10 protein-coding genes and 1 pseudogene are annotated in these 13,368 nt (G+C 31.5%); 5 read left to right on the plus strand and 6 right to left on the minus strand.

The features are described 5' to 3' along the window. Positions 1-196 (minus strand): annotated as a pseudogene (locus tag ORL93_RS28905) (IS6 family transposase); the annotation flags it as partial. A 761-nt stretch (positions 197-957) separates the two neighbouring features. Continuing rightward, positions 958-2,118, minus strand: a complete 1,161-nt coding sequence (locus ORL93_RS28910) for a tyrosine-type recombinase/integrase (RefSeq protein ID WP_265960164.1) — start codon at positions 2,116-2,118, stop codon at positions 958-960. 355 nt (positions 2,119-2,473) lie between these two features. On the opposite strand from ORL93_RS28910, the gene ORL93_RS28915 reads away from it, so the two are divergent. The 3 genes from ORL93_RS28915 to ORL93_RS28925 all read left to right on the plus strand — a co-directional run bounded on the left by ORL93_RS28915 (position 2,474) and on the right by ORL93_RS28925 (position 5,283). Beyond that, positions 2,474-3,457, plus strand: a complete 984-nt coding sequence (locus ORL93_RS28915; RefSeq protein WP_265960165.1) for a DNA-binding protein — start codon at positions 2,474-2,476, stop codon at positions 3,455-3,457. A 205-nt stretch (positions 3,458-3,662) separates the two neighbouring features. After that, a complete protein-coding gene (locus ORL93_RS28920; RefSeq protein ID WP_003209727.1) occupies positions 3,663-4,550 on the plus strand; it encodes an Rpn family recombination-promoting nuclease/putative transposase in 888 nt (295 codons plus the stop codon). Positions 4,551-5,100: 550 nt separating this feature from the next. Further along, the gene (locus ORL93_RS28925) at positions 5,101-5,283 is read left to right on the plus strand and encodes a hypothetical protein (protein WP_265960166.1); all 183 of its coding nucleotides are present in this window, start codon (positions 5,101-5,103) and stop codon (positions 5,281-5,283) included. A 224-nt stretch (positions 5,284-5,507) separates the two neighbouring features. Here ORL93_RS28925 and ORL93_RS28930 read toward each other — a convergent pair whose 3' ends face one another. Together ORL93_RS28930 and ORL93_RS28935 are read right to left on the minus strand one after the other, a co-directional pair. Further along, the gene (locus ORL93_RS28930) at positions 5,508-5,999 is read right to left on the minus strand and encodes a hypothetical protein (RefSeq protein ID WP_265960167.1); all 492 of its coding nucleotides are present in this window, start codon (positions 5,997-5,999) and stop codon (positions 5,508-5,510) included. 363 nt (positions 6,000-6,362) lie between these two features. Next, a complete protein-coding gene (locus tag ORL93_RS28935; RefSeq protein ID WP_265960168.1) occupies positions 6,363-6,830 on the minus strand; it encodes a hypothetical protein in 468 nt (155 codons plus the stop codon). Positions 6,831-7,277: 447 nt separating this feature from the next. On the opposite strand from ORL93_RS28935, the gene ORL93_RS28940 reads away from it, so the two are divergent. Both ORL93_RS28940 and ORL93_RS28945 read left to right on the plus strand, forming a co-directional pair. Then, positions 7,278-9,485: a bacteriocin-associated integral membrane family protein gene (locus ORL93_RS28940; protein WP_265960169.1), complete on the plus strand. Its 2,208-nt coding sequence runs from the start codon at positions 7,278-7,280 to the stop codon at positions 9,483-9,485. A gap of 6 nt (positions 9,486-9,491) precedes the next feature. Continuing rightward, complete coding sequence (locus tag ORL93_RS28945; RefSeq protein WP_265960170.1) at positions 9,492-10,130, plus strand: ABC transporter ATP-binding protein; 639 nt, start codon at positions 9,492-9,494, stop codon at positions 10,128-10,130. Between the two features lie 349 nt (positions 10,131-10,479). Here ORL93_RS28945 and ORL93_RS28950 read toward each other — a convergent pair whose 3' ends face one another. Together ORL93_RS28950 and ORL93_RS28955 are read right to left on the minus strand one after the other, a co-directional pair. Then, complete coding sequence (locus ORL93_RS28950) at positions 10,480-11,718, minus strand: cytochrome P450 family protein (RefSeq protein WP_265960171.1); 1,239 nt, start codon at positions 11,716-11,718, stop codon at positions 10,480-10,482. 500 nt (positions 11,719-12,218) lie between these two features. Continuing rightward, the gene (locus ORL93_RS28955; RefSeq protein WP_006097540.1) at positions 12,219-13,013 is read right to left on the minus strand and encodes a cell wall-binding repeat-containing protein; all 795 of its coding nucleotides are present in this window, start codon (positions 13,011-13,013) and stop codon (positions 12,219-12,221) included. Positions 13,014-13,368: the final 355 nt, after the last annotated feature.

The raw sequence follows: 13,368 nt of genomic DNA on the forward strand, positions 1-13,368 counted from the left end.
TTTTCACTTTCCAAATTTGATAAATGAGATTGCCATATTCATGAACCCATCGCATGATGGTTGTTGGGTGAACTGAAATACCACGTTCTTTCAGGATTTCAGATACATCGCGATAACTTAAAGAAAAACGACAGTAGTAGCCGACAGCTACTAAAATAATATCTTTCTTGAATTGTTTTCCTTTAAAATATCTCATGTCTGATTCTCCTAGATCCTATTTTCTAGAGTGTAGCTTCATGTAGAAAACTTTGCAACAGAACCATTAAGTTAACCAATAAACATATAGTGTAAAATTTTGAAATAAATTGAAAAACTAACGAAAATACATTACATTTTTTTGAATATTAAGTTATAATTTTTTTATACGGATACTCTCCTAATTTTCATAAAATTGGGATATACTTTTTGTCCAAAAGAACCACTGTTCTCCCAGTGGTTCTTTTACATTTAAAAATTTATACATGCTTTTTCAGGTTCTGGTACAAAGTAACATTTGTTAAATGATTAAGAGTTTACATTAAAATAACTTGCAAATTTAAATTTATATATATGAATTTTTATTTTATAAAATATGAATGTCTTGAAAATAAAGAGAGAGAAGAAAACAACTTCTTCTCTCTCTTGGGATTAAGGTTGGGAATATCAAAAGATATACCCAAAAGTAAATTTTTTGGATGCGTAATTTACTTATTTAATATTATAACAAGGGCCTCATATAAAATAATATGCAATAGTACATATCAAAATAGAATATCTCTGCATCTTCATTATAGCAAGGTTCTACACGCTTCCCTATGGATATGTTAATTGTTTAGGGAATCTTGGCGAAGAACTAATGAATCCTTATAAGAACAAACAGAAAAAAACAGGTAGATAATCAATTTTAATTATGTAAAAAATACATAACTATAGACAGTGGTATTGAATCCGTTCAATACAAAATATAAAGCGATATAATTAGAATTCATCTTCCGAAATTAGATTTCCAGCATCATTATCTTTCGTTAATCGTTGTTTCAAATAATTTTCTTTTGTCGTTCTATCATTTTTATGACCAACCGCAGCTGCAATTACATGAGGTGCAAGCCCCTTGTAATCATATAAGTACTGTACATAAAAATGTCTAAAGAAGTGAGGGGTAATTCTTATATTCTCTGTAAAGGCTAACTTGGTATCCTTAATGACTTTAGAAATATATTGTGACAAGTAATTCTCTCTATAAGCTGAATGGTTCTTTGTTTGAAATATAGTCCCACCATTTTTATTCCCAATGTTTATAGGTAACCTTCTCCGGATTCGAAATGCAACAATACGATTAAAAATCTCCTTATTAATAGAAACAATCCGTTCATTATCCCCCTTTGTATCTACTGTTAAATAATAACGTCCACGTATATCGTCATACTCAAGATCTTCCCACTTTGCATGCGCAACTTCTGCAACACGTAACCCTGTAGTAGCTAGGACCGATAATAAAGCGTAATTGATCTCATTATCCTTATAGTAATGAAGCAACTGCTTCACTTCCTCATATGATAACTCGCGTTTTGGTTTATGGTGTTTATTAACGGTCGTACTTAGAATTTCCACATGAAGAGGTTCCTGGATATATTGAATTTCATATAGCCATTTCAAATACGAACGGATCACACCAAGTTTCCGACTAATCGTAGATGCTTTGTATTTCTCCTTGGATTGATAGGAAACAGCCTCCTCCGACAACCACCTCTGATAGTTACGGATATGACGTTTTCGTAGATTCCTCCATATACGATCATCTTCGTAGTCTTTTACATCTTGTTGTAGAAATTCTGTGCTTTTTGTAACAAAGAAATAGAATTGACTTAGATCACGTGCATATAAAACACGGGAATTATCCTTTATCCGTTTTTCCTTATCAAAATGAGTTTGTCGGTTTAAATAGTAGTACAGTATTTCTTCATCAGAAAAACTATCATATGTTTGTTTATCTTCTCGTTCATTGTTTTCTTTTCTTTGCTCCGCTTGTTTTAGAATATCTTCATTCCAAATTGCAATTATATTTGCAAATTCTTGTTTTTGTTTTTCAATAATTTCTAAAGAACTATCCTTATGTAGTGTATTTATTTCAAATTTCATCATATATCAACTCCTAAAGGAATTACACTTTATCATTATTATAACCTATATACATGTAAAACTAGTTATATAAAGAAATTAAACTTTAATTATTAGTAAATGAATAACAACTATAGAAAAACGCCCATTTTCTATGGTTATTATGTGTTTATTTTTATTCCTTCTTGTTTATCCGTTTTATACTATAATAAAAATGAATTTAATTATAAATTATATCCAGTTATTAGATATTAATTTAAATAGTTTACTTTTTATTTGTGTTATAATAAATAAAAAGTAAACTATTTTATAAATTATAACTTACATAATAATATTATTTTTTATATATATAAATGGAATCTTAGGGGGAACGTAAATGCTTAGTACATATGAAATAAATATGACCACGAATGAAGTAAAAGAGTACTTAGATATTAGTCACTTCACATTTAATAATTTAATGAAACAGGGACAACTAAATCCAATTAATAAGGATACATGGCGTTTAGATGGAAGTTTTTTATTTAAAAGGGAAGAGGTAGAGAAATTAAAAGGAGAACTTGAGGTAGAAGGAATTACTTTATATCAAGCAAGCAAAGCGTATCATATCAGTATGTATCAACTCGAAAAATGGATAGAAGAGGGAGAGTTAGCTTGTACTATACAGGAGCATCGTAATCGTAAAACAAAATTTGTAAAAGAAGATGACATCCATGAATTAGTACAACAAATAGAGCGGAAAAATACGATCTATACATACTCACAAAAGCATAATGTAGTATTATTACAAAGATTTATGAAAGGGAATACGTTAGCACGTATTATCTCGATTCCAAAACGTGGAGATATCATACTTCGTGATGAATTTGGGAATGACATGACATTAGGGGATGCAATAAAAGTAGGATATGAGCCTGCCTATGTTTTATCTGATCAACCGCGAAGTCATCATCAAAGATTTGTGAAATTCCGTTTCCCTAAATTTGACCAATTACGAAGTGAGATTTTTCGATTTATTGATCTCATATTACAGTATGTGTCTCCGAGAAACTTAAAAATATCAGTAGAAGATGAATTTTGGTATTTTGATATTCGTCAATCTCTAGTATCATTACCATCTGGAATGCAGACCGAATGGATGGATAGTTTAACACCCTATATAATAGAAGGAAAACTGATACAACGTGTTAATAATAGTGTGTATTTAGATAGTAATACCGTAACAAAGCCGGTAACTCTCACACGTAACGAGTATAAATCTATAACAAAAATTGTAGAAGAAACAAATAGTTCCATCGAAGAATTTATTAAAGATGCAATTCAAGATAGAATTAATCAGCACTTACTTAATCAAAAATAAAAAAACGTCCCAAAAAGTAAAGGTTTTGGACCATATTAATTAGGGATAATTACAATTGAATGTTGTAACTTTTTAGTGCTCCAAAAATTGATGACAAAAGTGAGTTTAAAAATTTGATTCATATTTGTATAAGTTTGCATGTCCAGATTGTTTTTATGTACAATAAAGAAAAAGAAATAGCATTAGACAGAGAGAGGAAAAACCTGTGTCCAATCAAAAATTAGTAAATTTACGCATCGATTTTGCTTTTAAGCAATTATTTGGTACAAATGGTAGTGAGGATATTCTCATCGCGTTTTTAAATGCGATGCTACAAGATTCCTTAGAATCACCTATTGTTTCTTTACAGCTAGAAGATCCACATTTACATCGAGAACATGAAGAGGATAAATTATCGATTTTAGATATTTCAGCTACATTAGATACAGGAACAAAAGTAAATGTAGAAATACAGCTTAATAATAATCACGATATGATCAAACGAAGTTTGTATTATTGGGGGAAGCTATTCACATCGCAATTGCAAAAGGGGATGCCATATAGTTCTCTTCATAAAACTATCACCATTAATCTGTTAAACTTTGTGATGTTTCCAGAATATGAAGCGTTTCATACAACAGGAATCCTGTGGAATAAGCAACAACAGAAGATATTGAGTGATGATATAGAAGTTCATATGGTTGAGATTCCGAAGTTAATGCAACAGTGGCGGAATGAACAAGTAAATCCCTGGGAAGATTCTTTTGTTCGTTGGTTATTATTACTTCCAGCGAATGAAGATGAACACTTAACTCAAACATTGGAGGACATTGCCATGAATCAAGATCCAATTTTACAAAAAGCAATGAATAAGTGGGAACGCATGAGCCAAGATTCTTCTTTCCGACAAGCCTATGAGGCAAGGGAAAAGGTGTTAATGGATGAAGCTGCAAAGGTTGCTCATGCTCGTAATGAGGGGAAGAAAGAAGGAATCCAAGAAGGAAAAATACAAATGATTAAAGGTATGCATGAACTAGGTGTACCACTCGAAACAATTGCTAAAGCAAGTAAATTAAGTATAAATGATATTGAACGTATTTTAGAGGAGAAATAAAATAAAAAAAGCACATAAAATGGGGATAACATGCGCAAGAAAATAGTAATTTAGGTAACTTAACCATAATATAAAAGCTCTGATTTATGGCGCTTTTTCTTTTTTCTCAATAAACAATATAGATAAATATGGTAAAATGGTAAGTGGATGGGAGTCCACATACATATTATTAAAATTAAGATGGTTCAAGTCGGAGAAAGGTACCTTAGGGTGCCTTTTCTTTTTTAAACGGACCTGCTCATATATCATTTAAAAACATAGGGTAGCACCACATGCCCATCAACTTAAGAAATTGGTTGTTCCCCAAAACGAAAAAAATAAGTTAAATTCTCATAAATAACTGTAAAATAATAAAATTTTACGTTTTTTGGAGACTTCAAAGTATTAGCTTGATGGACATTGGTACTAACCCTAGAAGGAATGAGTTTTTTGTTTTACTACTGATAATGAGACGTTATGTTAACCTCACATGAATATCCTATACAACCAAAATTACACACCATATCGTTTCTTTAGAATGTTAAAATACAGAAAAGGGAGGTGTAAAATCATGGATAAACGTTTAGGTTTCCTGTTTGCGGCAGTTGGTATGTGCTTTCTCATGTTGACTTTGACAATGGACGTTCAAAATGTTGCGTGGGCTGTAATGTTAGGGATCAGTATTGTGTCTAATATAGCAGGAACAACTTTGTTATTCCAATACATAAGGGAGTATAAGAAACAAGCATTTTAATTGTTTTTGCATTGTTGAAAAACAGAGCAAACCTCTCCGTTAGGGGAGAGGTTTGCTCTAATATTAAAAATTAGCTTCTTATAACGATAATTATGTCAAAAGTAAAGCTATTCTGATGAATGTCTTTACTTTTGACTAGCGTAGTTTTTTCCAAAATGCTGGCGATATCCCTTATTAACAATTTAATCTTTTATTCTAGAAATTTAAATTATATTAGGATGTTATTATGAATAACCTTTTCCTCTAAAATACTCTACACGCTTATCTACTCGTCGTTTCTTTTTATATTCCGTAGTCATAAGCAATGCACCCATTACAAACAAACTATTACTCACAATGATCCAAAACATAGATAAATGTTGCGTTGTCAATAAATTAGGAAAAATTGCAACACACATGAAAAAAATCCGATGAAAGAACACTGCTATACAAACAGATAATGTAGTTAATAAAATTAAGAAAAAAGAAATAAATAGTTCCATATTAAAAAAACGCCACTGATATTCTTCATAAAAGTAAGCTATAATTTGTATTCCACATCCTAAAAATCCTAGCATATGACCAAAAACATGAAATTTATATCTATCTTGTTGCCTTCCCAGTTTCACAGCTAAACTTATAAGAGTACCCGTTACAACTCCAATCAATATAAATACTGCTACGTACCATAATGGTCTACCGATAGAAATGTCGACACCATAAAAGCCATAGAGCATAAGGGTTATACATACTCCTATCATTATAGTAGACAAAAAAACATCATATTTTTTATATAGAAATTTCTTTTGCAAAATCAACGAACTTATTAACATACAAGTACATGCTATTAAAGCAATATAAATAAAAAACCTCAAATCTCTCCCTCCTACATAGTAAATTTTACCATAATTTTAACCTAAGTCCTATATTCATGTTATCTCTAATAGAGATAACAGTAAGATCTATGATGTAAACAGTGAAATGACTTCCGATAACAAAAATTATGTAAATGAGCTGTCCATATGGGCAGTTTATTGTATTTTTTTCTTAATTTGGTTCAAATTCTCAAAAAAAGACGATAGGATTTCCTATCGTCTTTTTTATTTTTTATTAAAAAATAAATTTAAATCAGTTTTATCTGTATCATAAGCTAATGCTTCAGCAATACAATCTTGAATAATTTCCAATTTAGCTTTTTCAAAGAATGGTACTGAAACAATATAATCTGATCCTGCCCTTTGAATAATCAATATATTTTGCATACCACTACCTAAAATACCAATGCCAATTAATAGTAAAATGAGTCCGAATACAAAGTTATTTCCTATGGTATTAAAGGAAAAAAGAAGAATAATCAATCCTAATATAATAGGTTTTATTCTATACTGAGAAGAAATCATTGAAGAACTAATATTTTTCAAAGGAATGCTTTGATTATCTTTTCCAGCAGGAATAAACCCTAATATAGTGTTCCCTGTTGATACTTTTACAAATCTTGAATCAACTGAAACAAACCCTTTAATCCAAAAAAACAAAAGTGACAACGAAAAATCTGTTTTTTTCTCCATTCCATCCTCCCGAAATGTAAAATATTCCATTCATGAAAATATTATAGCAAATTTTCTGTAAATTTGGAATAGCAACGATTCGTTCTATAACAAAGGCGACGCGTAGAACACTATCTGTTTTAAACGTTCGTTTTTTGGCACTTATAACGAAAACCTTGTTATACCAGGGGATTTAGCCTTAGCGTACAGAATCCGCGAAATGTTGGTGCTACCCCATGCCCATCAACCTAAAATTTTATTACACCCCCAGAACGAAATTTTTAGGCTTTCTTGTAACGAAAAAGCTTATTTATCGTTTGGGGGTGACCTGTTTTCTTAGCTTGATGACGATGGGGCGGTACGCCATTTTGAAATGAAAAATAATGATTGAAAGTCATACAGACAACATTCACCATAATGTTTCTATTTTTTTTGAAAATGTACTTAAATGTGACAGAGGGGGATGTCATGAAAAAAGTTGTTGTGTTTTTTCTTATTGTAGCTTCTATATTGTCAGGATTTATTGCATTTCAACAAACCGATCATAAAGAGTTTGAAAAAATGAAAAAGATAGAACAGAAGATAGGGAAAGAGTTCGATATCCCAGATGTGCTGCTTTTTAGCAATCCTAGTGAAATCTATCCTATATTGCTTGAGGCAGCAAAGGAGTCACATACAAATATTTTTCGTACAAATGTTACGTATCATGAAGATGAACAGGCAGAAATTTTGAAGTATGTGTTACTAACAACTGAAACGATATATTTTAAACAGTTTCAGTTAAGTGGGGAGAATGTGTTAGAGCCAAAAGACACATTCCAAGGTAATGCTTTTTTATCGACAGTACATACGAAAGATACAAAACAAAAGGGAGTAATAAAAGATTTTGGAGATAATCATGAGATTACAATTAAACCGCTTCAAACGTCGTACGAACATTTACCTATGGCAGGAAGATATGTTGTAGAAGGAGTAGATGATAAATCATACAATGCATTTTTAAAGCTTTTCTCTAAAAAGCTAAATCAGCATTTTAAGCCAAAACAGTATATTGTTGCTGACGATTTTAAACGTAATCTTAGTAATAACGAAGAAACTTTTGATTCACCAATAAGTTATTTATCGTATGTTCAATATATTGTGTTTATCGTACTGCTATGTTTTCTCATTTATTATGTATTTAATGAAGCGAAAAGAATTGGTGTTATAAAAATGTATGGCGTATCGAATGGACGTTTATGGTTTATTGTTCTAGGTAGAACCATTGTTAGTATGTTTATTTTATCGTTATTCATTTCCGTACTTGCAGCTGCTTTCGTAAAAAATGTAACTTCGGAGTTTATATACACCATAGTGTTTGATCAATGCAAAACGTATTTTATCATTACAATAGTGTCTCTCGTTTCATATTTTTATATCTCCAAAATTAAAGTCAATCAAATTATTAAAAATAGAAGAGATACGAAAGGTGTATTTGTATTCAATACGCTATTAAAAGTTACCTGTTCTATTTTATTTATTTTATTAAGGACGCCTATTTTAGAACAATATATTACAGTGAAAGAAAAACAAGAGAATTTAAAAAGCTGGGAGAAAAACAAAGATTATGGTGTCTTTAATCCACTATTTACTGGAAATGATGAAGGTCAACAAGGGATGCATAAAACGGATTCAAGTATAAATGGTGATCTGTATCCTATTTTAAATAAAATGGGAGCGGTATTAATTGATTCTAAGGATTATGAAGAATTAGAGCTTATTAGAAACAAGGATTATAAAGGAATTCGGTCAGTTACAGTGAATAATAATTATCTTCACGAATTTCCGCTATATGACATACATAATCAGCGCGTGCAAGTTACAGAAGATATGGAAAACTGGATTTTATTAGTACCTGAAAAATATCAGAACAGGGAAAAAGAAATTCTTCGTTATTTTGGAGAATGGAGAAAGCCAGCAATAGAATATGAAGAAAAAAGAATGCATAGAGAGGTCCCAAATCATTTACGAAATCGAAAAATAGATATTATTTGGATAAAGAACGATCAGGAAATCTTTAGTTTCAATCCAGATGTATATAAATCTAATCATAATAAGATTAAAGATGAGATTATTGAGGTTATGACAGAGAAAAATAGTTTTGTTGGAGAAAGAGACCTTATATTAGGCGGAGGGGCGAACGATCCTTTAAAGATTAAGTTAATTGACAGAGATGCAGGATTAACTTATAAGGCTTTGGAGCCAGAACTTAAAAGGCTAGGACTAGATGATAATTTAAAATATCTTGTAACAGTTGATCAAAATATTTTAAAAGATATATACGATCTGCAAAAAACAATGAAAATGTTATTTGTGGTTACTAGTGGGCTAATTGTCGGCATATTATTTTTGGTCACGCAAAATATTATTGTGTATTTCAATAAAAATCAGCAAAAAATAGTGGTGCATCGCTTATTTGGCGTAAGTTTTTTTAGAACGTATAGAGGATACATGTGGTTATTTGTATTGATGTGGGTCGTACAACTATTAATTTGCTTCATCGTAAAAAAAGAGTTTGATATGAAATTGTTTACGGTGGTGGCAATGCTTATTTTAATTGAATTTATCGCGTCTATTATCGCATTAATCACTATGGAGCGAAGAAAAAAAACAACGGTCATTAAAGGAGGTTCATAGAAACAAATGCAGTATATATGTGAACTGATAGATGTTAGTAAAAGTTATGGCAATCATGCGGTTTTAGATGAGTTTAATTTGAAAATTTGTGAAGGGGAAATGGTTGCAATTACAGGGAAAAGTGGATCTGGTAAAACAACGATTCTTAATATTGTGGGAATGCTTGAAAATCCAGATAGTGGAGTCGCTAAATTGTTTGGTGAAGAGAGCCCTAATATGAGTTCTAGTAAAGCAAATAAGCTTCTGAGAACGAAAATGTCGTATCTCTTTCAAAATTACGCACTCATCGACAATGATACTGTAAATAAAAATTTAGAAATCCCCTTGATTTATGCGAAAAAAACAAAGAAGGAAAAGAAAGAATTAAAAACAGTCGCCTTAGAAAAAGTTGGGCTGAGCGTATCATTACAGCAAAAAATACACGAGCTTTCAGGTGGTGAACAACAAAGAGTCGCCATAGCAAGGATACTCCTAAAGCCGTGCGAGTTAATATTGGCCGATGAACCAACAGGCTCTTTAGACGATAACAATAGAAATGAAATTATACAAATTTTAAAAAATCTAAATAAAGAGGGAAAAACAATTGTTATTGTCACCCATGATCCATATGTAGCACAAGTATGCAATAGAGTCATTGAAATATAATTTTTGCGGAAATGAGAATATTAAGGGGAGAGGAAAAGATGCATATACAACAATTCAATCAAGGGGTTCCACCCTATGTCCATTAACTTAAGAAATTAATTATTCCCCTAAATAAAAAAATGAACTGAATTTTCATGGACAACTATGAAGAGATAAAACTTTCGTTTGGGGTACCGCCACACATCCATCAACTTAATTATTTTATAACAGCCCCAAAACGAAATTATTTTTCTTTTGGGATTACAAATCTCTTAATTGATAAAACCGGGTACCGCTCGCAAAAAAGCCGTTCTCTCCTAAACTATGGAGAGCGGCTTTTTAACTTACCATTTATTAAAAATTATACTAATTAAAGTTGTAAAGGTAATTCTTCTAATGACCTCATTAGATAGCTTTCTTTCCATTTCACTTGCTCTCTTTCACCTTGAATCTGTAAATTTGGCATACGGCGTAATAATGTAGAAATTGCGATTTTTGATTCTAAACGAGCAAGTGATGCTCCAAGACAAAAGTGACTACCATAACCAAATGCAATATGACGATTATTTTTTCTTGTAACATCAAAAACATCAGCGTTTGAAAAAATTTTTTCATCACGGTTAGAAGATGCTAGTGAAATAATAATCCTATCTTTTGATTGAATATCTTGGCCATGCATTGTAAACGGTTCTGCTGTCCAACGTATAGTAGTTAATTCAACGGGGCTGTAAAATCGTAACGCTTCTTCAATAGCTGAATCGATTAAATCAGGGTTTTGAAGAAGCTTTTGTAATTGAACTGGATACTCTAACAATGCTAGTGTCATATTGGAAATTAGGTTTACAGTTGTTTCATGTCCAGCAACAATAAGCAACGTAATTGTCGAGTATAACTCTGATGCATTTAATTTTATTCCTTCACTTTCCGCTTGTATTAGTGCACTGATTAAATCGTCTGTAGGATTTTTTCTTTTTTTATAAACTAAATACTGTATATATTCAGCGAATTCTTCTAATTTTTGATTATTTTTTTGCACATCTTCTAGTCGAAGTGGAGTATCAATGATCGCCTGTGACCAAATTCTAAATTTATGCTGATCTTCAAGAGGAATTCCTAACATTTCACTAATTACCATAATGGGTAAGGGAAAGGCATAATCGTTTACAAGATTTATTGAATGAGTGTGTTCAACTTTATTTAATAGAGCATCAGCGATATGTTGAATTCGACATTCAAGTTGCAAAATCATCTGAGGAGTAAATGCTTTTTGAACAAGTGACCGTAGACGGTGATGGTCGGGGGGATCTGAGTTTAACATATGATTTCTTAAAAGCTCCCTATTTTCTAGCGAAAAAGGAACTTTAACGTCCTCTTTTTTACTAAATACATTCTCAAAATTTTTCATTAATCTTGCATCTTTTAATAAAGCCATAGCATCTTCATATCTCGTAATAAGCCACCCTTGTCCTTGTTCGCATAGAGATAAAGGATAAACAGGTTGAAAGGCACGTAGTTCTTTGTAAATATCGTATGCTTTCTGTTTAAACATTGGAGAAGCTAATTGTGTTTCTGCCAAGAGACTAAAATTTAGTTCGTTTTTTGAAATCATCAATATAACCTCCATTTTTACAGACTTATTGGGTAACTCAACTCTTAATTTGCATTATAACCCATTTAAATTCAATAATGTAAAGAATATTCAGATAAAATATTACTTTACTTGGTAAAATAAATAGAAAAATTCTGAGATATTTACCTCGTTTAGTCATTTGAATATCACTTATAAGGGGTCCCGCCCCACATCGCTATCAAGCTAAGGTTTTAATATACCCCCTAAATAAAAATTTTCTTTCTCTACAGATAGTTATTTTCAGAAGTCCGCTTATTTTTTTCGTTTTGGGGCGTTTATTTTTCTTAAGTTGATGGACGTGGGGTAGCACCACATCGCCATCAACTTAAGAGTACTTACTACCCATTATTGTTATAAAAGTTATTCTTCCTAGATTAATCAGAGGGATGAAAAAAAACACCCTCACAGGTGTCTTTTTTCATTATAGAAATATCTTAAAATAGATATCTGATGTCATTTATTCAATAAAAAACCCTTTGTTACATCATAACGCCATTATCTTTGAATGAATACCATTTACCATCAATGAAATGTTTTCCTACTGCCATTGCACCATTAGATTGTAAATAGTACCAATTTCCATTATCTTGTACCCAACCTGTTTTCATTGTGCCATCTGCATTCATATAGTACCAATTATCCTTATCTTGTACCCAACTTGTTTGCATCTTAGCACCAACAAAGTAATACCAGCTTCCTTGATAACTTAACCAGCCATTATAAGCACCTCCGTTATCTTTGAAATAATGCCACTGATTATTAATTAAATTCCAACCCGTTACCATTGAGCCATCAGGAAGGAAATAATTACCTTGTAGGAATTCTCCTATCCAACCTGTTCGCATTTTCCCTTTACTAAATCCATCTAAATAATATGTTTTATCATTATATTTAAGATAGCCCATGTGTAGATTTCCGCCTTCGAGAATGTAATACCAATCTCCCTCATATTGAACCCATCCCGTATTTGTATACAGTGCACCGTCTGTTCCTAATAAGTAAGCTCCATTTTCATCTTCAATATAGCCCATTTTCATTTTTCCGCTTGCATCAAAGTAGTACCATTTTCCTCCATCTTGTAGCCATCCTGTTTTCTTCATACCCTTTTGATCATAGAAATACCATGTTTCTCCGTCTTTTACCCAACCACTTTGTTGCATTGTCTGTTCTGCTTTTGGAGCGTCCTGCTTCATATTATCTTGTTTTTCTGCATGTGATACTGCAGGAACGATAAACATTGTAGACATCAAAATTGGTAAAATAGCTTTCTTCATTTTCCATATCCCCCAAATAATGTGTAATTTTAGTTTTTATTTCCACAAACAGAATTATATTATGATATTTAAATATAATCAATAGTTTTTGTAACAAAAATGTAATATTTTTTAATTTAACGAAACAAAATATCCATTAATGTAATTATTGTTACTTTTCAGTTACAATATAGGTATCATTACACATCTATCAACTTAAGGGATTAATTGTCCCAAAAACGAAAAAGATGAGTCGAATTCTCATAAATAACTGTAAAAAGGTAAAATTTTCGTTATGGGGGGTGACCTGTTTTCTTAGGTTGATGGCGATGGGGTACCGCCACATGCCCATCAACTTAAGAAAACAAATCCACCC

The organism is Bacillus sp. DHT2 (genome assembly GCF_026241455.1).
Lineage (GTDB): Bacteria > Bacillota > Bacilli > Bacillales > Bacillaceae_G > Bacillus_A > Bacillus_A pseudomycoides.